Below are 18,795 nucleotides of genomic sequence, written 5' to 3'. Positions count from 1 at the left end.
CGGGCCGTACCCCCTCGTCGGGGGGTGCGGCCCGGCCGTTTTCCCGCACTTATCCTTGACCCATGTACTTCACGGACCGTGGCATCGAGGAACTGGAGAAGCGGCGTGGCGAGGAGGAGGTCACGTTCGAGTGGCTCGCCGAGCAGCTGCGGACCTTCGTGGACCTGAATCCGGACTTCGAGGTGCCGGTGGAGCGCCTCGCCACGTGGCTGGCGCGGCTGGACGACGAGGACGAGGACGAGTAGCCGTTCCTCCGACGGGCGCGGCGCGACCGGCATCCGTCGCGTGGCCTGGCTCAGTCGCGCGGGTGGGCCAGGTCGTAGAGCAGGCCGAGGGTGCCGTGGGCGATCAGGAGGCCGCCGGCGACGAGCCAGCCGGGGCTGCGGCGGTGCAGGCCCCAGCCGGTGAGCGGGAGGCCCGCGAGGAGTTGGGCGGTGGCCAGGGCGCGTGCCCTGGGCGTGCCCGCCCAGGGCAGCCACGGGCCCAGGCGGCCGCGTTCGAGGGCGTCGAGCTCCGTGCGGACGGCCCCGCGCCAGCCGGTCCACTCGATGCGCTGGACACCGGGCTGGACACGGGCGACCTCACGGAGCCGGTCGGCCGGTTCGCCCGGGGTGAGGCCCGCGGGGAGTGAGACTCCCGCGCGGGCGAGGACGGCGAGCAGACCCAGCAGGCGGGCACGGACGTCGGCGGCCGGGTCGGGCTTGGTGAGGTCGTCCAGGGACTCCGCGTCCAGGACCGGGTCGAGCCCCAGCCGGGCGGCGAAGGTGCGCATCGCCTCGTCCTCACCGGCCGGGGTGCCGTTCGCGAGCCATACGTAGCCGACGGTGCGGCGGAATCCGGCGGCGAGGGTGTACCCGCCGCGGTCGGCGTCCCACCACAGGGCGAGGACGGGCCACGGGACGCCCACGGCCAGGGCCGTCGCCCAGCCGGTGAGGACCCGGTCGACCAGCTCCCCGCCGTGCGACCAGGGCTTTCCCTCCGGTACGAGCGCCGTCCACTCCGGGCCGGCGGGGACGAGCAGCATGCGTTCGCGCAGCAGCTGGGCGACGGGGGCGACGGAGTCGGGATCCGCCCGGCAGAGCAGGAGCGCGCCGGGTGCGGGGGCGGGCCGGGGGTCACGGGATCCCGGGGAGCGTTCCGTCGACATGCCTCCACGCTAGGCCGATTTGCCCAGGAACATCCCTGCGGGATCACCAGAACGGGTGTCTTGACTTTCCGACACCGCGATATATCGTGAATTACGTGAGACGCGATAGTGCGCGTCTGGCGTGTTCTGATGTGTTCTGTTGTGTCGGGTCTGTCGAGGAGGTCAGCACCATGTCCGAGTGGTCCGTCGCCGAGCCGCGAAAGCTCACGTTCGACGAGCCGGTGACGGCACTGCACGTGCGCGTCGTCAACGGAACGGTGAACGTCGTGGGCACCGACGAGGGTTCCGCCCGTCTGGAGGTGGCGGACGTCGAGGGCCCACCGCTGACGGTGACGCAGAAGGACGGCACCCTGACCGTGGCCTACGACGACCTGCCGTGGAAGGGCTTCCTGAAGTGGCTCGACCGCAAGGGCTGGCGGCGCAACGTCCTGGTGTCGCTCGCCGTGCCCACGGGCACCCGGGTCGAGGTGGGCGTGGTGGGTGCCACGGCCGTCGTGTCCGGGCTGGGCGGGCGTACGGAGGTGAAGGGCGTCTCGGGCGACACCACGCTGGTGGGCCTGTCGGGCCCCGTGCGCGCCACGACGGTCTCGGGCAGCGTGGAGGCGCAGGCCCTCACGGGTGATCTACGGCTCAGCTCCGTCTCCGGCGACCTGACGGTCATAGAGGGCTCCTGCCCCACCGTGAAGGCCGACTCGGTGAGCGGCGCCATCATCCTCGACCTCGACCCCACGGGCGGCCCCACCGACATCGGCCTCAGCAGTGTCTCCGGCGAGATCGCCATCCGCCTCCCCCACCCCGCCGACGCCGAGGTCGAGGCCAACACGGCCAGCGGCACCATCTCCAACGCCTTCGACGATCTCCGTGTCAGCGGCCCCTGGGGTGCCCACAAGGTCACCGGCCGCCTCGGCCCGGGCAACGGCCGCCTCAAGGCCACGACGATCTCCGGCTCCATCGCCCTCCTGCGCAGGCCACCGTCGGAGGACGAGCCGTGGGACGATCTCGACTCCCCCGACGCGGCCGGAACGACCCCCACCCGACCCCTGCCCCGAACCCTGACCCGCCCGCCGACACGACCGACGACTCGACCGCCGACGCGACCGACGGCACGACCGCCGAGAGGACCGCTGACGCGACCGACGGCACGACCTCACGCACGACCGACAAGAAGGTGCTCTAATGCCTCCCGTCTTCGCCCACGGACGCCTGCGGCTGTATCTGCTGAAGCTGCTGGACGAGGCGCCGCGCCACGGCTACGAGGTGATCCGACTGCTGGAGGAGCGCTTCCAGGGCCTGTACGCGCCCTCGGCCGGCACCGTCTACCCCCGCCTGGCCAAGCTGGAGGCCGAGGGCCTGGTCACCCACACCACCGAGGGCGGCCGCAAGGTCTACGCGATCACCGACGCGGGCCGCGCCGAACTGGCCGATCGCAGCGGAGAGTTGGCCGATCTGGAGCTGGAGATCCGGGAGTCGGTCGCGGAGCTGGCCGCCGAGATCCGGGCCGACGTCCGGGGCGCGGCGGGCGACCTGCGCCGTGAGATGCGGGCGGCGGCCTCCGAGGCCCGCAGGGGCGGCGGGGAGGGGCCCCCGCCCGGGGCGTCCGGGGAGTACGCCGACAACGAGTCCTGGCGGGCCGCGAAGGAGGAGATGCGCCGCGTCAAGCAGGAGTGGAAGGAGCAGGCCCGGCGCGCGAAGGACGAGAGCCGACGGGCCCGAGAGGAGGCCCAGCGCGCCCGCCGCCAGGCCAAGGAGGCCCAGGAGCACGCCCGCACCCAGGCCCAGGAGGAGTTGCAGCGCATCGCCAAGCGGGTCCAGGACCACGTCCAGGACCACTTCACCCGGGGCGACTGGCCGACAGGCGTGCGTGAGGGCCTGACCGAGCTGGCCAAGGAGTTCGGCGAGTTCGGGAAGGACTTCGGAAAGGAGTTCGGCAAGGACTTCGGCTTCGGACGGACGGCGACCACCCCCGCCGGCGGCGGAGAGCCCGAGTACTCGACCACCCCCGAGGACTTCCCGGCCGACTACGAGCCCGCCTGGGTGCACGAGACGCCCACCGGCGATCCGTCCCGCGACCTCGACCGTCTCCTGGACCGCTTCCGCGACGACATCCGCGACGCGGCCCGCGACCACGGCGTGACGGAGGACCAACTCCGTGACGCCCGCCGCCACCTGTCGACGGCGGCGGCACACATCGGGGCGATACTGCGAGCACCCCGGGGGTGAACCGGTGAGCCGCGAGCGGGCGCAGGCCCTCAGCCCGCTTTGGCCTCCCCCACCCCATAGAGAACCCGCTCCAGCGCCTCGTACGTCACCCCATGGTCCGCGAGGACCTCGGCCGGGACCCCAGGGCGGGTGGTCAGCGCGAGCAGTAGGTGTTCGTCGCCTATGCGGCGGTCGCGGTGGGCGTGGGCGGTGCGGAGGGAGCGGGTGAGGACGTCCTTGGCCTCGCGGGTGAAGGGACGATGCCCCGACGACCGACGCCGCCGACCCGCCCCGCCCGACTCCAACGCTCCCACCCCGTGGGCCCCTTCGACGCGGGAGAGGATCTGCGAGAGGTCGATGCCGAGGTCGGCGAGGGCGTCCGTGTCCGCACGGGAGAGGCCGCCCCGGCGGCGGGCCTCGGCCAGGGCACGCGCGACGGAGTCACGGCGTTCACCCTCAGGGAGCCCGAGCGCGCCCAGGGCGAACGAGGCACGACTGGCCTTCCTGTCCAGCAGGGAGAGCAGCAGATGCTCCTCGGTCACCTCCCCCGCACGGGCACGTTCGGCCTGCTCGACCGCGCCCAGGACCACAGCCCGCGCATCCTTCGTGAACCGCTCGAACATCAATGCCTCCCGTGCTTCTTGTGGACGGCCTGCCTGCTGACACCGAGTTCCGCGGCGATCTCCTGCCACGACCAGCCCTGATTGCGCGCGCTGCGCACCTGTACCGACTCCAACTGCTCCAGCAGCCTCCGCAGCGCGGCGACGGCCCGCAGTCCGATCCGGGGGTCACGGTCGCCCGCGCGCTCGGCGAGATCCGTTGCTTCGGTCATGCTGTCAACTTACGTTGACATGACCGGCCGTGTCAACCCTGGTTGACATGGCGACGGCCGGCCCGGGGATCCGGGCCGGCCGTCGCCACACCGAGAGAAAGGGAAGCCGTCAGGGGCTGGTGAGCACGATCTTGCCGAACTGGTCGCCTGCCGCGAGGCGTTCGAAGCCCTCGCGGGCACGGTCCAGGGGCAGCACCTCGTCGATGACGGGGCGGACACCGGTCGTGGCGCAGAAGGACAGGAGGTCCTCCAACTCGTCCTTGGTCCCCATGGTGGAGCCGACGACCTTGAGTTCGAGGAAGAAGATGCGGGTCAGTTCGGCGTGGGAGGGCCGGTCGCCGCTGGTGGCGCCCGAGATGACGAGACTGCCGCCGGGACGCAGGGACTTCACCGAGTGGGACCAGGTGGCGGCTCCGACGGTCTCGATGACCGCGTCCACGCGCTGCGGGAGCCGGGCCCCGGACTCCAGCGCCTCCACGGCACCGAGTTCCAGGGCCCGCTTGCGCTTGGCCTCGTCCCGGCTGGTGGCGAAGACCCGCAGGCCCGCCGCCTTGCCGAGCACGATCGCGGCGGTGGCGACACCGCCGCCGGCGCCCTGGACGAGAACGGAGTCGCCGGGTCGCACCCCGGCGTTGGTGAAGAGCATGCGGTAGGCCGTCAGCCAGGCGGTGGGCAGGCAGGCGGCCTCTTCGAAGGAGAGTTCGGCGGGCTTGGGGAGGACGTTCCAGGTGGGGACGGAGACGAGTTCGGCGAAGGTGCCCTGGTAGCGCTCGGTGAGGATCGAGCGGGGCTCGTCCGGGCCGACGCCGTGGCCGGACTGGCCGATCACCGAGTGCAGGACGACCTCGTTGCCGTCCTCGTCGACACCGGCGGCGTCACAGCCGAGGATCATGGGCAGCTTGTCCTCCGCGAGGCCGACCCCGCGCAGGGACCACAGGTCGTGGTGGTTCAGCGAGGCGGCCTTCACCTTGACGGTCGTCCAGCCGGGCCTCGATTCCGGCGCGGGCCGGTCGCCCAACTCCAGTCCGTTCAGCGGTTGGTCACGGTCGATGCGGGCGGCATAGGCAGCGAACATGCGCCTGACCATAGGACGATGCCGGACCCGATGGAACCGAGGACCACTGTGACACGCGTCCCGTCCCACGTCGGCCTCAGCGCCGTCGGCGAGTGCGGGTGGGTGGGGGCTTCTCGCGCCGCCCCTGCTTTTTTCGCCCTGAAATGGCCGTAGGCCTTTCAGGGGCGCGGGGAACTGCGCGACCAGCCCCCACCGGACGGACGCTGGGGGTCAAAGGGGCGCAGCCCCTTGAGGATGGGACGGGTAGGGGCGGCGGGGGCGAACCCCTCCCGGGCGCACCCCCACCACCCCACACCTCACCGCCGAGCCACACCCTCCGCCCGAGCCGCCGCAGCAACCGCCGCAGTAACAGCAGGCGCAACCCGCTCATCGAACGGCGACGGAATCACATAGTCCGCCGCAAGATCGTCACCCACGACCGAAGCCAACGCCTCCGCCGCCGCGATCTTCATCCCCTCGGTGATCCGCGAGGCCCGCACCTGAAGCGCCCCCGCGAAGATCCCCGGGAAGGCGAGAACGTTGTTGATCTGGTTCGGGTAGTCGGAGCGCCCGGTGGCGACGACCGCCGCGTACTTGTGGGCGACGTCCGGATGCACCTCGGGGTTGGGGTTGGCCATGGCGAACACGAACGCGTTCTCCGCCATGGAGGCCACCGCCTCCTCCGGGACCGTACCGCCGGAGACGCCGATGAAGACGTCCGCGCCCGCGAGGGCGTCCTCCAGAGAGCCCGACAGCCCGGCCCGGTTGGTGAGTTCGGCGAGCTCCCGCTTGACCGGCGTGAGGTCCTCGCGGTCCACGGAGACGATGCCCTTGCGGTCGGCGACCGCGACGTCGCCGAGCCCGGCCTCCAGCAGCATCTTGGCGATGGCGACACCCGCCGCACCCGCACCGGAGATGACGGCGCGCAGGTCGCCGAGCCCACGGCCGGTCAGCCGGGCGGCGTTCCGCAGCGCCGCCAGCGTCACGACCGCCGTGCCGTGCTGGTCGTCGTGGAAGACCGGGATGTCCAGGCGCTCCTGGAGCCGCTTCTCGATCTCGAAGCAGCGGGGCGCGGAGATGTCCTCCAGGTTCACGCCGCCGAAGGAGGGCGCGAGGCGGACCACGGTCTCGATGATCTCGTCGACGTCCGTGCAGGCGAGCGCGATCGGCACCGCGTCGACGCCGCCGAACTGCTTGAACAGGATCGCCTTGCCCTCCATCACGGGGAGGGAGGCCTCGGGGCCGATGTCGCCGAGGCCGAGGACCGCCGTACCGTCCGTCACGACGGCGACGACCGACGACTTCCAGGTGTAGTCGTTGACCAGGTCGGGCTGCTCGGCGATGGCGGTGCACACCCGCGCGACGCCGGGCGTGTAGGCGAGGGACAGGTCGTCCTTGTCCCGGATCGGCACGGTGGCCTGCACGGCCATCTTGCCGCCACGGTGCAGGGCGAACGCGGGGTCGAAGGAGTCGAGGGAATTGAGGGGCTCCCCGCCGCCTTCCTGGCCCGTACTGCCGTCGCCGTTGTCGGTGCGAGGATTGACAATCTCCGCTGCCACTTTGTGTACCCCTTAGGTCTGCATGGTTTGAGGGTGACCGCTCCCGGTTCGGAGGCGGGCGGGCACCGCGTAAGGCCCAGGTCACCGGTACGTACGGCGACGCCTGCGGGCTCAGACGCGACGGGCGCGCCGCACACGCGCCCTGGGCCCCGGATGAGGGGTGTAAGGAACCTTCTTACCGGACGGACGGCGCCGACGACGAGTCCATACGTCTTCATACCTCGAAGGTCACAACTCGAAGGTCATTTGAAGACGATCATGGTTGGTTCGACTCATCGACGGATGACAGGACAAGTCGGGCCACATCACGACAAGTCCTGTACAGCCACGTGTGCGGAGTTCGCAGCCGACCGCATCCTGAGATGCACCGAAGATCTTCCGGTCGGAAGAGGGGAATCCCGCACATGGTCCGGTGTGATCACCAGGTCCGCAGCGGTTCGTAGGTCATTCGGGGGTCACCCGTTATCCGATTTTGACATGGCTGGTCATCTGATTGCACATGCCCGAATGGCAAGATGCCGTAATCACACGAGGTCGCCACACTCGAAGACGCGTGTTAATCGTCGACCTGTCGGCAACTCCACACCACCCCCGCCGGAGGAACCCACCATGACCGCAAGCACCACCCGTCGTACGACCGGCCTGCGTTCCCGTACAGCCGCGGTCGGAGCGATCGCGGTCGCGGGCGCCCTGCTGCTCACCGCCTGCGGTGACCAGACCAAGAAGGAGGGCGGCTCGGAGAGCGCCTCCACCAGCGCGGCGCCGCTGGCGGACAAGCTCCCCGCCGCCGTACGGGACAAGGGCGTCATCAACGTCGGTTCCGACATCGCGTACGCCCCGGTCGAGTACAAGGACGAGTCCGGCAAGGTCGTCGGCATCGACCTCGACATCGCCGCGGCGATGGGCAAGCAGCTCGGTGTGGACTTCAAGTTCCAGAACGCCACCTTCGACACCCTCATCGGTGGTCTGGCCGCCAAGCGGTACGACATCGCGATGTCGGCGATGACCGACACCAAGGACCGCCAGGAGGGCATCGACGCCGACACCGGCAAGAAGGTCGGCGCCGGCGTGGACTTCGTCGACTACTTCACCGCGGGTGTCTCGCTCTACACCAACAAGGGCGACGACCAGGGCATCAAGACCTGGGACGACCTCTGTGGCAAGACGATCGCCGTGCAGCGCAACACGTTCTCGCACGACCTCGCCAAGGACCAGGCGAAGAAGTGCAAGGACGACAAGAAGAAGGCCCTCAAGATCGAGGACTTCGCCACCAACCCCGAGGCCGAGACCCGGATGCGCTCCAAGGGCGCGGACGTCGTCTCCGCCGACTACCCGGTGGCCGCGTACTCGGTGAAGACCTCGGGCGGCGGCGACTACTTCCAGATCGTCGGCGACCAGGTCGAGGCCGGCCCCTACGGCATCGCCGTCGCCAAGGACAACACCGAGCTGCGTGACGCGCTGCAGGCCGCCGTCCAGGCCATCATCGACAACGGCGAGTACGAGAAGATCATCAAGAAGTGGGGCGTCGAGGACGGCGCCGTCACCGAGGCCAAGATCAACGGCGGCTCCTGATCACAGCGGCTCCTGATTCTCGGCTCGGTTCTGAAAGGCTCCACCCGTGACTGTTGACGTCAGCAAGACGGACGGTCCCTCGGACACGCCCCCCGCCGGCCCGGAGGCCCTCAAGGCCGTTCCGGTCCGGCACCCGGGGCGCTATGTGTCCGCGGCCATCGCACTCGCCCTCCTCGGTTCGATCGTCTACGCGTTCGCGCAGGCCAAGAAGATCAACTGGGGTGCGGTCCCCGACTACTTCTTCGACGACCGCATCATCGAAGGCGTCCTGAACACCCTGCTGCTCACCGTGCTGTCCATGGTGATCGGCATCGTCGGCGGCATCCTGCTCGCCGTGATGCGGCTGTCCAAGAACCCGGTGACCTCGTCGGTGGCGTGGTTCTACATCTGGTTCTTCCGCGGCACGCCGGTCCTGGTCCAGCTCTTCGTCTGGTTCAACCTGGGCCTGGTCTTCGAGTACATCAACCTCGGGCCGATCTACAAGGACTACTGGTCGTCCTTCATGACGCCGCTGCTGACGGCGCTGCTCGGCCTCGGCCTCAACGAGGCCGCGTACATGGCGGAGATCTGCCGCGCCGGTCTGCTCTCGGTGGACGAGGGCCAGACCGAGGCGTCGCACGCGCTCGGCATGAGCCACGCCAAGACGCTGCGGCGGATCGTGATCCCGCAGGCGATGCGCGTGATCGTGCCGCCCACGGGCAACGAGGTCATCAACATGCTGAAGACCACGTCGCTCGTCTCGACGGTGCAGTACGTGGATCTGCTCAAGGCGGCCCAGGACATCGGCCAGGGCTCCGGTTCCACGGTGGAGATGCTGTTCCTCGCCGCCGCCTGGTACCTGATCCTGACCAGCATCTTCAGCGTCGGGCAGTACTACCTGGAGCGGTACTACGCGAAGGGGTCCTCCCGGTCCCTGCCGCCGACACCGATCCAGCGTTTCAAGACGGCCGTGCTGCCGGTGCGCCGTCCGAAGGGAGTCTCGGCATGACCGCCATGGTGAAGGCCGAGGGCATCCACAAGTCGTTCGGCCCCGTCGAGGTCCTCAAGGGCATCGATCTGGAGGTGCAGACGGGCGAGGTGTTCTGCCTCATCGGTCCGTCCGGCTCCGGCAAGTCGACCTTCCTCAGGTGCATCAACCACCTCGAGAAGATCAACGCCGGCCGGCTGTACGTCGACGGCGAGCTGGTCGGCTACCGCCAGAAGGGCGACAAGCTGTACGAGCTCAAGGACAGCGAGGTCGCCCTCAAGCGCCGTGACATCGGCATGGTGTTCCAGCGCTTCAACCTGTTCCCGCACATGACGGCCGCGGAGAACGTCATGGAGGCGCCGATCCAGGTCAAGGGCGTCAGCAGGGCCCAGGCCCGTGAGCGCGCCCATGAACTGCTGGAGCGTGTCGGCCTCGGCGACAAGGCGGGCAACTACCCCTCGCAGCTCTCCGGCGGTCAGCAGCAGCGGGTGGCCATCGCCCGTGCCCTGGCCATGGAGCCGAAGCTGATGCTCTTCGACGAGCCGACCTCGGCGCTCGACCCGGAGCTGGTGGGCGACGTCCTCGACGTCATGCGCGACCTGGCCGAGTCCGGGATGACGATGGTCGTCGTCACCCACGAGATGGGCTTCGCCCGTGAGGTCGGCGACAGCCTGGTCTTCATGGACGGCGGTGTGGTGGTCGAGTCCGGCAACCCCCGTGACGTGCTGACGAACCCGCAGGAAGAGCGGACGCAGTCGTTCCTGTCCAAGGTCCTCTGACCGACCGGACACACGAGCGGACGAGGGGCGGTACGGGCATCCCGTACCGCCCCTCACTCGTGTCACGGGCCGCCCTTCACTCGTGTCGCGGGCCGGCCCTCACTCATGTCACGGGCCGGCCGGCTCCGTCACTTCACCGCCAGCACCATCGAGTCCGAGGGCGAGCACCACACCGCGCGCGCCTCGGCGAAGCCCTGCTCGCGCAGGACCCGGGCGTGCCAGTCGACGCTCTGGAAGTCGCCGTCGGCGTGCTCGCCGTAGATCTCGAAACGGCGGGCCGTCGGCGCGGCGAGCACGGGGTCCTGGGCGGCCAGCTGCCACCATGCGGCCCAGTCGACGACACCGTCCGCCTTGGCTTGTTCCATACCCGCGTGCCGGTGCGCGCGCTCCGCCGCGTTGATCCGGGGCGTCGACTCGTCGATCATGTGGTCCGCGTTCATGAAGACACCGCCGTCGCGGAGGAGTTCCGCGACCTGACCGTAGAGGGCGGCGAGGGGTTCGCTGTGCAGCCAGTGCAGGGCCGTGGCCGTCAGGACGGCGTCGTACGAGTCGTACGGCAGCCGGGTCGGCCAGTCGGGGTCGGTGAGGTCGGCGGTGACGAAGGTGACCCGCCGGTCGCCCTCGAACGTGCCCTCGGCGATGGCGAGGAGGGCCGGGTCGAGGTCCACGCCGGTGCTGACGGCCTTCGGGAACCGCGCGAAGAGCCTGGACGTGATGGAACCCGTACCGCAGGCGAGGTCGAGGACGCGGGGCTCGGGGCCGGTGAAGGCCTCGACCATGTCGAGCATCACCCGGAACCGCTCCTCACGGTCCGGCAGATACAGCTCCTGCTGCCGGTCCCAGCTCTCCTGCCAGGCCTGCCAGTCGGTTCCGGCCGTGGTGGTCATGAGGTCCCCTTCCTCGGTGTACCGCTTGTACCGCTTCTTCCGGCCACTACGTAATACCCTGTAAGTACGAGCAGCCATTACTTGACCCGCACGACGACATTAGAGCGCCCCCGTAAGGACTACAAGTGGAACTGGCCCATTACTCGGATTACGCCGTACGCCTCGTCAACACCGAGGAGCCGGCCCGGGGCAAGGACACGCTCACCTCGGTCGAGGCCGTCCGCGATCTCTTCGGGCCCAGCCGGCAGGCGGCGCGGCGGGCGACGGACGCCGACGTCACCCGGTTCCGGTCGGTGCGGGCCCGGCTGCGCTCGGTCTTCGAGGCGGCGAACGACGGCGACGAGACCCTCGCGGTGGACCTGCTGAACTCGTTGCTGCTCGAGTTCCCGGTGAGCCCGCAGATCTCGGGGCACGACTTCCGGGCCGACGACGGGAGCCCGCTGTGGCACATGCACCTGGCGGACCACCCGTCCAACGCGACGGCGGGCTACGCCGCCATCGCCGCGATGGGCCTGGCCTTCCACCTCACCGAGTACGGCGTGGACCGGCTCGGCCTGTGCGAGGCCGCACCCTGCCGCAACGCCTACCTCGACACCTCCACCAACCGCTCCCGGCGCTACTGCTCGGACCGCTGCGCGACCCGCGCCAACGTGGCGGCCTACCGGGCCCGCAAACGCCTGGAGGCGGACCGGTCGCCGAACACGGGCCGGGCCGCCGAGAACGCCCAGCGGGCGAGCGCGAACGGCGAACGCTGACCGTCGGGCCTGGGCCGGTACCGGAACCGCACCTTCCCCAGCACCAGTTCGTCGGGGACGACCCCGTAGTCCGTGCTGTCCCCGCCCGCGTACGCGTTGTCCCCGAGCACCCACCAACCGTCGTCGCGCCGCTCGGCGATCCGTTTCACGACGAGCAGGTCCTGCTGGAAGGGGTGGCGCAGCACGAGCACGTCACCGACCCCCAGGCGTGCCCCGTAGTGAACGAGCAGCTGGTCCCCGTGGCGCAGGGTGGGAACCATGGACGGCCCCGTGACCTCGGCCACCCCGAAGGGCAGGAGGGCCCTGCCCCGCTCGCTCTCCTGCGACGGCTCCTGCATCACCCGGCACCTCCCCGGTCCGTTCCTCTCCAGTGCTCCACCAGTCCCAGTCAGACCCCGGACTTTTGTCCTAAGCCCATGGGGGCACTCGCGAAAACCTCTCTCGCAGGGAGTAATCTCCCATCTGAGAAGACGATCACGAGGAAGGAATGCTCCATGCTTTCCCGCCTGTTTGCCCCCAAGGTCAAGGTCAGCGCCCACTGCGACCTGCCCTGCGGTGTGTACGACCCGGCCCAGGCCCGCATCGAGGCGGAGTCGGTGAAGGCCGTGCAGGAGAAGATGGCCGCCAACGACGACCCGCACTTCCAGGCTCGCGCGACCGTCATCAAGGAGCAGCGCGCCGAGCTCGCCAAGCACCATGTGTCGGTCCTCTGGAGCGACTACTTCAAGCCCCCGCACTTCGAGAAGTACCCGGAGCTGCACCAGCTGGTCAACGACACCCTCAAGGCCCTCTCGGCCGCCAAGGGCTCGACCGACCCGGCGACGGGCCAGAAGGCTCTGGACTACATCGCCCAGATCGACAAGATCTTCTGGGAGACCAAGAAGGCCTGACCCCGGCCTCTCTCGTCCGCACCCGGTCCGCATACCGCCGTCACGAACGACGGTGTGACGGGCCGGGTGCGGTCGTGTTCGGGGCCTGTACGGGGCGTTCTCCCGGCCGGGGTCAGGGAGTCGGGTCGGGGCCGGGCCAGATCGCCGAGGCGTCGTCGCGGTCCGGGTTCGGGAGGCGGAGGGGGCGGACGGGGACGGGGGCGGTGTGGTCGTCGGTGGTGACCGTCCAGGGGGCGGGGCGGCCGGAGTAGCAGAGCGTGGTCAGGACGAAGACGCCGTCCGCGTAGACCTCGACGTACTCGCCGACCGTCAGGATGCGCAGTGACGTGGGGGGTTCACGCAGGACCGTCTCGGCGAGCGGGGCGCCGGCCGGGCCCGTGACGCGGACGTTCTTGCCGTCGCAGGTGACCGTGAGGGCGGGGCGGGAGGGGTCGGCCGCCTCGGTCCGGTCGGCCGCCTCGGTGCGCAGGGTGACTTCGACGGGGCGGTCGCCGAGGGCGATGTCGCCGACCGCGTGGAGCGCGGGGGCCGTCGTCGGGTCGCCGAGCCAGGCGTCGAGGCCGGGCCACCAGGCCAGGTGGGGGGCCGCATCCGCCCCCACGACCAGGGACTTGGGCTGGGCGAGCATGCCCCGGCAGGGGTCGCCGGCGTCGGTGAGGCCGACCCGGCGGGGGGTCGTGTGCAGGACGACTCGGGCGCCGTCGGGGTCGGCTATGACGCGGGGGGCGTACGCCCCCGTGGGCCCGAGTTGGCCGTGCCGCGTCCAGGGGCCGCGCAGGCGGGGGGCCGTCCACGCGTCGAAGCCGCGCGTCGCGCCGATGGAGCCGAGGAGGAGCCAGGTGCCGTCGTCGAGGCGTTCCAGGACCGGGCACTCCAACTCGTTCACGTCGCCCGGGGAGATCAACGGCGGGTGGACCGTCCAGTGTTCGAGGTCCGGGGAGGTGGCCCAGGCCACGCAGCCGCTGGCCTCCACGGGGAGCGAGGCGTCGCTCGCGCAGATCACCATGACCCAGCCCTCGCCCTCGTCGTCGGGGACGACGAACGGGTCGCGCCAGCCCATGCGGTCGGCCGTGCGGTACCAGCGGGCGTCGGCCTCGACGACCGGTCCGGTGCCGTGGCGCCGCCAGCCCGTGCCGTCCGTACGGTCGGAGAGCGCGAGGCCGACGGACTGGAGGGGCCAGCCCTCGGGCGTCAGCCCGCTCACCCCCGTGTAGAACATCGCGCTTCCGGTGCCGTGGCGGACGGGATGCATCGTCCACACCGCCTGCTGGTCGAAGCGGCCGGGCAGACCGTTGCCGAAGGCGGTGCCCTCGGGTCGCCAGCCGACCAGGTCGACCGAGGTGGCCCGACCGTAGGAGGTCTCCATCCGCAGATGGTCGAACTCGGCGGTCCAGGGCCCCTGGAGATGCAGCACCGTGTAGGTGCCGTCGTCCTCGCGGAGCAGGGCGAAGTCGTTCACGCAGAGGCCGGGCGGGGCGTATCGCATGCGCAGCAGTCCTGTCGGCTCGTAGCGCCCAAACGCGTGCGCTGACCATGGATCGGATCGGTATCGCTTGAGAATCAGCGCAAGTAAAACTGAACGCAAACGCTTGCGCAACAGGGAGGCCGGGTTTACGGTCACGTCACCCCCAGACACACACCGACGTGAATCCGACGGGAGAAATCCGCCGTGACGGTCAGCATCACCGATGTCGCCCGCGCCGCCGGCGTCTCGGCGTCCACCGTGTCCCGCGCGCTGCGGGGCAGGCCGGGCGTCTCGGACGAGGTACGCACCCAGATCGCGGCCGTCGCCGCACAACTCGGCTACACCGCGTCCCGTTCGGCGTCCAGCCTCGCCAGTGGCCGCACGTACACGATCGGGGTCGTCGCCCCGTACATCGGCCGCTGGTTCTTCGGGACCGTGCTGGACGCCGCCGAGCAGGTGTTCAGCGCCGCCGGGTACGACGTGCTGCTCTACAACCTGGGCTCGGCGGAGGCGCGCAAGCGGTTCTTCACCAAGCTCCCGGTGCGCAAGCGGGTCGACGCGGTGCTGTCGCTGCTCATCCCCGACGAGGACGAGTCCGCCGCGCTGCGCTCCCTCGGGGTACCGCTGGCCTCCACGGTCGGCGGCGCCCGGCCCGGCTTCACGGTGGTCGGCATCGACGACCGGGCGGGCGCGGAGAGCGCCGTACGGCATCTGGTGAACCTCGGCCACCGCCGGATCGGCATGATCTCCGGGGCCAGCGGGCCGCTGCACTGGACCACCCCCGTCGACCGTCGCGCCGCCTATCTGCACGTCCTCGCCGAGGCCGGGATCGAGCACGATCCGGCACTGGTGGCGGACGGCGACTACACGGTGGACGGCGGCGAGCGGGCGATGACCGAGTTGCTGGCGGCGTCCCGGCCGCCGACCGCCGTGTTCGCCCAGTCCGACGAGATGGCGATGGGCGCGTTGCGCGCGCTCAGACGGCATCGGCTCCGGGTGCCGGAGGACGTGTCCGTGGTCGGCTTCGACGATCACGAACTCGCCGATGTGGTCGGGCTGACCACTGTCGCCCAGCCGGTCGCCGGGCAGGGCGCGGAGGCCGCCCGGCTGCTGCTGCGGCAACTGGACGAGCCCGACACCGAACAGCCGCCCGGCCGGGTGGAGATGCCCATCCGGCTCGTCCTGCGCGAGACGACGGCGCCGCCGCGCCCGCGCGGGCCCCAGTGACTTCCCCTACGCCCCCACCTCCCGAATTCCCCGCCCTCGCACCCTCATCCCGCACGGAGGCACACACCATGAACCCGACCACCAGCTCGACCAGCAGAAGGTTCCGCCGCACCGCCCGCACGGGACTGGCCCTGGTCCTCCCCCTGGCGGCGCTGGCCGCCTGCGGCGGGGGCGGTGGGGGCGACACGTCCGCCGAGGCCGGCAGCGGTGAGGGGACGATCAGCGTCTGGGCCCACCAGGGTCAGAAGAGCGAGTCCGAGGCGCTGCAGAACGCGGTGAAGTCGTTCAACTCCTCGCAGAAGAAGGTCAAGGTCGAGCTGAAGCTGATACCGGAGACCGACTACACCAAGACGATCACCGCGACGGACGCCGGCGAACTGCCGGACGTCATGGAGTTCGACGGCCCGACGATGGCGAACTTCGTCTACAACAAGAAGCTCGCCCCGATCGACGACCACGTCTCCGCCAAGACGCTCGCCAACGCCACCGACGCGAGCAAGGCGCAGGGCGAGATCGACGGCAAGCACTACGGCCTCGGCATGTTCGACTCCGGGCTCGGCATGTACGGCAGCAAGAAGCTGCTGGACGCGGCCGGGGTGACGTACCCGAAGAGCCTGGACGAAGCCTGGACCGCGAAGGAGTTCGACGCCGCGCTCAAGGCGCTCAAGGCGAAGGACTCCGACGGCAAGGTCATCGACCTCCAGGAGGGCAACGGCTACGCCAACGAGTGGGGGACCTACGGCTTCGCCCCGATCGTCTGGTCGGCCGGCGGCTCCCTGCTCAAGGACGGCAAGGCGGAGGGCGCCCTCGACACCCCTGAGGTGGTGTCGGCCATGAAGACCTTCCAGTCCTGGAAGGCCGTGACGGACGCCAACACCGACGGCAACGCCTTCGCCAAGGGCCGGGTCGCCCTGAGCTGGGTCGGGCACTGGATGTACCCCGCCTACAGCGAGGCGCTCGGTGACGACCTGGTCGTGCTGCCGCTGCCCGACTTCGGCGACGGCCCGAAGACCGGCCAGGGCTCCTGGGCCTGGGGTGTCGGCGCGAACAGCAAGAACGCCAAGGCCGCCGGCACCTTCCTGGACTTCCTGCTCGACGACACCAACGTCGGCGCCATGACGCAGGCCAACGGCGCTCCGCCGGCCACCAAGTCCGCGCTCGCCGCGAGCCCCCTCTACCAGCAGGGCGGCCCGCTCCAGCTCTTCGCCGACCAGCTCGCCAAGCCCTGCGGCGACAGTGAGATCAGCGCGTCGTGCGTCGCCGTCACCCGTCCGGTGACCGCCGGATACCCCGTGGTGACCGCGAAGTTCAGCGAGGCCGTCAACTCGATCTACGGCGGCGCCGACCCCAAGGAGGCCCTGGCGAAGGCCGCCCGCGCCATCGACCGGGACTTCTCGGACAACGCCGGCTACGAGATCCCGTAGCCACGCGCCCCGTCGGCCGCATCGCACCCATCGGTCCAGTCGAACTCAACGGGTTCAGCCGAACCCATCGGCCGGGGCGGGCGCACTCCGTGTCCGTCCGCCCCTCCGGGAAGAGGACCCCTCCGTGAAAACCGTGGAACCCGCGCCCGCGGCGGCCCCAGGCCGGCAGCAGGCCTCACCCCCCGGCACACCGGCACGACGGCCGTCACGCCGCGACCGCGCATGGCTGCACGGACTGCTCATGTCCGCCCCCGCCGTCGCCGGACTGATCGCCTTCGTCGGCATCCCCTTCTGCTACGCCGTGGTGCTCTCCTTCTACAACGTGCGCCTCGGCTCCCCGCTGGAGCCCACCTTCTTCGGGGTCGAGCAGTACCGGCGGCTGTTCACCGACCCCGACCTCTCCGGCCCGTTCCTGCGGGCGCTGCTCAACAACCTGACCTTCGCCGTGGTCGTCGTCCCCCTCCAGACCGGCCTCGCGCTGGGCCTGGCGATCCTGCTGAACCGCAAGCTGAAGGCGATCGGGATCTTCCGGTCGGTGTTCTTCATGCCGGTCGTCTTCCCGATGGCCCTGGTCGCGGTGATCTGGCGGCTGATCCTCGCCCGCAGCGACCAGGGCATGCTCAACTCGGCGCTGGACGCGGTGAGCCTCGGCAACTGGGGCGCGTTCGACTGGCTCGGCGACGGCCTGACCGCGATGGCCTCGATCATCGTCCTGTCCGTCTGGCAGGGCGTGGGTTTCCAGATGGTCATCCTGCTCGCCGGGCTCCAGCAGATCCCGGGCGAGCTCTACGAGGCCGCCCAGCTCGACCGGGCCACGCCCTGGCAGCAGTTCCGGCACGTCACCCTGCCCGGCATCCGCTCCACGCTCGTCTTCGTCGTGATGCTCACCTCGGTGCTGTCCTTCCGCGTCTTCGACCAGGTGTACGTCCTGGTCAAGGGCGGTGGGCTCGACGAGGACGCGGCCCGCACGGTGATGTACCAGGCCGTCACCACCGCCTTCGACCAGAACAACATCGGCCAGGCGTCCGCGATCACCGTCGTGTTCTTCCTGATCGTCGTCGCCCTGACCCTGATCCAGCGCCGCGTCGTCCGGCCCGACAACGAGGACTGAGCATGACCACGACCACGAGTACGCACCCGGGTGTGGGCGGGAGCGCGGGTGGCGGCCTGTCCCGGGGACCACTGCGCCGCTTCCTCGACTACGCCGTCCTCTCGGTCCTGGCGTTCGTCTTCGCGCTGCCCGTCCTCTATCTCCTCCTCGGCAGCCTCAAGCCGTCCGACGAGGTCCTGAACGGGCTGTCCGGCTTCCTCCCCACCCATCTGTCCTTCGACAACTACGCCGCCGTCCTCGACAGCCTGAACTCCGACAGCACGGGCCACTTCTGGCAGTTCATGGGCGTCTCGCTGCTGCTCGCCTTCGTGGTGGTGACGGGCGGCCTGTTCGTCAACTCGATGGCGGCGTACGGGCTCTCGCGACTGAGGTGGCGGGGCCGGGAGGCCGTCTTCACCCTGGTCCTGCTGCTGATGCTGGTGCCGTTCGAGTCGGTGGCCGTGCCGCTGTTCTACATGTTCAACGACCAGCGGAACACGCTCTTCATCCAGGCGCTCCCCTTCGTCGCCAACGCCTTCTCGGTCTACCAGTTCCACACGTTCTTCCGCTCGATCCCGCCGAGCATCGAGGAGGCGGCCCGGCTCGACGGCGCCGGCCCCTGGCGCACCTTCTTCGCGATCATCGTCCCGATGTCGAAGCCGGCCTTCGCCTCGGTCGCCATCCTGACCTTCCTCACCCAGTGGGGATCGTTCCTCTGGCCGGTGCTGATGGTCTCCGACCCGTCGGTGCGTCCGCTGCCGCTGGAGATGAGCGTCTTCCAGGGGCAGCAGCCCCCGGACTGGGGCCAGATCCTCGCCTTCGGCGTCCTCCTCGTCCTGCCCGTGCTGATCGTCTTCGCCTTCTTCCAGCGATGGTTCGTCCAGGGGGTGGCCAGCTCGGCGGTGAAGGGGTGACGCGGTTGTCAGTGGCGGGTGCGATGCTGTGGGA

At 70.2% G+C, this 18,795-nt stretch carries 19 protein-coding genes and 1 pseudogene; 12 read left to right on the top strand and 8 right to left on the bottom strand.

The window, feature by feature from the left end; all coding sequences use genetic code 11:
• Positions 1–62: 62 nt before the first annotated feature.
• Positions 63–245, top strand: coding sequence for a DUF6104 family protein (locus tag L3078_RS30885; protein ID WP_003961784.1), 183 nt, complete (start codon positions 63–65; stop codon positions 243–245).
• Between the two features lie 50 nt (positions 246–295).
• Here L3078_RS30885 and L3078_RS30880 read toward each other — a convergent pair whose 3' ends face one another.
• On the bottom strand, positions 296–1,147 hold the full coding sequence (locus tag L3078_RS30880; protein WP_239757227.1) for a hypothetical protein: 852 nt from the start codon (positions 1,145–1,147) through the stop codon (positions 296–298).
• Between the two features lie 170 nt (positions 1,148–1,317).
• On the opposite strand from L3078_RS30880, the pseudogene L3078_RS30875 reads away from it, so the two are divergent.
• Positions 1,318–2,324, top strand: a pseudogene (locus L3078_RS30875) (DUF4097 family beta strand repeat-containing protein).
• A complete protein-coding gene (locus L3078_RS30865; RefSeq protein WP_239757224.1) occupies positions 2,324–3,367 on the top strand; it encodes a PadR family transcriptional regulator in 1,044 nt (347 codons plus the stop codon). The pseudogene L3078_RS30875 and the gene L3078_RS30865 overlap by 1 nt, the downstream one beginning before the upstream one ends.
• Before the next feature lie 29 nt (positions 3,368–3,396).
• Here L3078_RS30865 and L3078_RS30860 read toward each other — a convergent pair whose 3' ends face one another.
• From L3078_RS30860 to L3078_RS30845, 4 genes are all read right to left on the bottom strand, one after another.
• The gene (locus L3078_RS30860) at positions 3,397–3,969 is read right to left on the bottom strand and encodes a Clp protease N-terminal domain-containing protein (RefSeq protein WP_239757222.1); all 573 of its coding nucleotides are present in this window, start codon (positions 3,967–3,969) and stop codon (positions 3,397–3,399) included.
• Positions 3,969–4,178: a helix-turn-helix domain-containing protein gene (locus L3078_RS30855; protein WP_239757221.1), complete on the bottom strand. Its 210-nt coding sequence runs from the start codon at positions 4,176–4,178 to the stop codon at positions 3,969–3,971. The genes L3078_RS30860 and L3078_RS30855 overlap by 1 nt, the downstream gene beginning before the upstream one ends.
• 109 nt (positions 4,179–4,287) lie before the next feature.
• Positions 4,288–5,253 (bottom strand): zinc-binding dehydrogenase, encoded by a 966-nt coding sequence (locus tag L3078_RS30850; RefSeq protein WP_239757219.1) that lies wholly within the window; start codon positions 5,251–5,253, stop codon positions 4,288–4,290.
• A 296-nt stretch (positions 5,254–5,549) separates the two neighbouring features.
• Positions 5,550–6,791 carry an NAD(P)-dependent malic enzyme gene (locus tag L3078_RS30845; protein ID WP_184899317.1) on the bottom strand — a complete coding sequence of 414 codons (1,242 nt, stop codon included), beginning with the start codon at positions 6,789–6,791 and terminating at the stop codon, positions 5,550–5,552.
• 609 nt (positions 6,792–7,400) lie between these two features.
• Between L3078_RS30845 and L3078_RS30840 the strand changes: the two genes are divergently transcribed.
• From L3078_RS30840 to L3078_RS30830, 3 genes are read left to right on the top strand one after another with little or no spacing between them, the layout of a single operon-like run.
• A complete protein-coding gene (locus tag L3078_RS30840; RefSeq protein WP_239757217.1) occupies positions 7,401–8,363 on the top strand; it encodes an ABC transporter substrate-binding protein in 963 nt (320 codons plus the stop codon).
• Between the two features lie 46 nt (positions 8,364–8,409).
• Positions 8,410–9,351, top strand: a complete 942-nt coding sequence (locus tag L3078_RS30835; protein WP_239757215.1) for an amino acid ABC transporter permease — start codon at positions 8,410–8,412, stop codon at positions 9,349–9,351.
• Complete coding sequence (locus L3078_RS30830) at positions 9,348–10,109, top strand: amino acid ABC transporter ATP-binding protein (RefSeq protein ID WP_275593181.1); 762 nt, start codon at positions 9,348–9,350, stop codon at positions 10,107–10,109. The genes L3078_RS30835 and L3078_RS30830 overlap by 4 nt, the downstream gene beginning before the upstream one ends.
• Positions 10,110–10,237: 128 nt before the next feature.
• On the opposite strand, the gene L3078_RS30825 is transcribed toward L3078_RS30830, so the two are convergent.
• Positions 10,238–10,996, bottom strand: a complete 759-nt coding sequence (locus L3078_RS30825; protein ID WP_239757212.1) for a class I SAM-dependent methyltransferase — start codon at positions 10,994–10,996, stop codon at positions 10,238–10,240.
• A 125-nt stretch (positions 10,997–11,121) separates the two neighbouring features.
• On the opposite strand from L3078_RS30825, the gene L3078_RS30820 reads away from it, so the two are divergent.
• The gene (locus tag L3078_RS30820; RefSeq protein WP_239757211.1) at positions 11,122–11,751 is read left to right on the top strand and encodes a CGNR zinc finger domain-containing protein; all 630 of its coding nucleotides are present in this window, start codon (positions 11,122–11,124) and stop codon (positions 11,749–11,751) included.
• Here the strand turns inward: L3078_RS30820 and sodX are convergent.
• Positions 11,655–12,089 carry a nickel-type superoxide dismutase maturation protease gene (sodX, locus tag L3078_RS30815; protein ID WP_239757209.1) on the bottom strand — a complete coding sequence of 145 codons (435 nt, stop codon included), beginning with the start codon at positions 12,087–12,089 and terminating at the stop codon, positions 11,655–11,657. The two genes, L3078_RS30820 and sodX, sit on opposite strands and share 97 nt — an antisense overlap.
• 156 nt (positions 12,090–12,245) lie before the next feature.
• On the opposite strand from sodX, the gene sodN reads away from it, so the two are divergent.
• Positions 12,246–12,641 (top strand): superoxide dismutase, Ni, encoded by a 396-nt coding sequence (gene sodN / locus L3078_RS30810; protein WP_031140564.1) that lies wholly within the window; start codon positions 12,246–12,248, stop codon positions 12,639–12,641.
• A gap of 112 nt (positions 12,642–12,753) precedes the next feature.
• Here the strand turns inward: sodN and L3078_RS30805 are convergent, their stop codons facing one another.
• Positions 12,754–14,127 carry a glycoside hydrolase family protein gene (locus tag L3078_RS30805; RefSeq protein WP_239757207.1) on the bottom strand — a complete coding sequence of 458 codons (1,374 nt, stop codon included), beginning with the start codon at positions 14,125–14,127 and terminating at the stop codon, positions 12,754–12,756.
• 183 nt (positions 14,128–14,310) lie between these two features.
• Between L3078_RS30805 and L3078_RS30800 the strand changes: the two genes are divergently transcribed.
• The 4 genes from L3078_RS30800 to L3078_RS30785 all read left to right on the top strand — a co-directional run bounded on the left by L3078_RS30800 (position 14,311) and on the right by L3078_RS30785 (position 18,761).
• Entirely contained in the window at positions 14,311–15,333 is a 1,023-nt protein-coding gene (locus tag L3078_RS30800; protein ID WP_239757205.1) for a LacI family DNA-binding transcriptional regulator, read from the top strand.
• Positions 15,334–15,401: 68 nt separating this feature from the next.
• Positions 15,402–16,757 (top strand): ABC transporter substrate-binding protein, encoded by a 1,356-nt coding sequence (locus tag L3078_RS30795; RefSeq protein WP_239757203.1) that lies wholly within the window; start codon positions 15,402–15,404, stop codon positions 16,755–16,757.
• A 124-nt stretch (positions 16,758–16,881) separates the two neighbouring features.
• Positions 16,882–17,868, top strand: coding sequence for a carbohydrate ABC transporter permease (locus L3078_RS30790; RefSeq protein ID WP_192333028.1), 987 nt, complete (start codon positions 16,882–16,884; stop codon positions 17,866–17,868).
• Between the two features lie 2 nt (positions 17,869–17,870).
• Positions 17,871–18,761: a carbohydrate ABC transporter permease gene (locus tag L3078_RS30785; protein WP_239757201.1), complete on the top strand. Its 891-nt coding sequence runs from the start codon at positions 17,871–17,873 to the stop codon at positions 18,759–18,761.
• Positions 18,762–18,795 lie beyond the last annotated feature (34 nt).

The sequence above is a fragment of the Streptomyces deccanensis genome (genome assembly GCF_022385335.1).
Taxonomy (GTDB): domain Bacteria; phylum Actinomycetota; class Actinomycetes; order Streptomycetales; family Streptomycetaceae; genus Streptomyces; species Streptomyces deccanensis.
The sequence above is the reverse complement of the archived record's forward strand: the minus strand, read 5'-3'. Positions and strand labels throughout refer to the sequence as shown.

Bases quoted from the DNA above. Each gene is read 5' to 3' on its own strand.
- L3078_RS30885 (WP_003961784.1), top strand. From the start codon at position 63: ATGTACTTCACGGACCGTGGCATCGAGGAACTGGAGAAGCGGCGTGGC.
- L3078_RS30880 (WP_239757227.1), bottom strand. From the start codon at position 1,147: ATGTCGACGGAACGCTCCCCGGGATCCCGTGACCCCCGGCCCGCCCCC.
- L3078_RS30865 (WP_239757224.1), top strand. From the start codon at position 2,324: ATGCCTCCCGTCTTCGCCCACGGACGCCTGCGGCTGTATCTGCTGAAG.
- L3078_RS30860 (WP_239757222.1), bottom strand. From the start codon at position 3,969: ATGTTCGAGCGGTTCACGAAGGATGCGCGGGCTGTGGTCCTGGGCGCG.
- L3078_RS30855 (WP_239757221.1), bottom strand. From the start codon at position 4,178: ATGACCGAAGCAACGGATCTCGCCGAGCGCGCGGGCGACCGTGACCCC.
- L3078_RS30850 (WP_239757219.1), bottom strand. From the start codon at position 5,253: ATGTTCGCTGCCTATGCCGCCCGCATCGACCGTGACCAACCGCTGAAC.
- L3078_RS30840 (WP_239757217.1), top strand. From the start codon at position 7,401: ATGACCGCAAGCACCACCCGTCGTACGACCGGCCTGCGTTCCCGTACA.
- L3078_RS30830 (WP_275593181.1), top strand. From the start codon at position 9,348: ATGACCGCCATGGTGAAGGCCGAGGGCATCCACAAGTCGTTCGGCCCC.
- L3078_RS30825 (WP_239757212.1), bottom strand. From the start codon at position 10,996: ATGACCACCACGGCCGGAACCGACTGGCAGGCCTGGCAGGAGAGCTGG.
- sodX (WP_239757209.1), bottom strand. From the start codon at position 12,089: ATGCAGGAGCCGTCGCAGGAGAGCGAGCGGGGCAGGGCCCTCCTGCCC.
- sodN (WP_031140564.1), top strand. From the start codon at position 12,246: ATGCTTTCCCGCCTGTTTGCCCCCAAGGTCAAGGTCAGCGCCCACTGC.
- L3078_RS30805 (WP_239757207.1), bottom strand. From the start codon at position 14,127: ATGCGATACGCCCCGCCCGGCCTCTGCGTGAACGACTTCGCCCTGCTC.
- L3078_RS30795 (WP_239757203.1), top strand. From the start codon at position 15,402: ATGAACCCGACCACCAGCTCGACCAGCAGAAGGTTCCGCCGCACCGCC.
- L3078_RS30785 (WP_239757201.1), top strand. From the start codon at position 17,871: ATGACCACGACCACGAGTACGCACCCGGGTGTGGGCGGGAGCGCGGGT.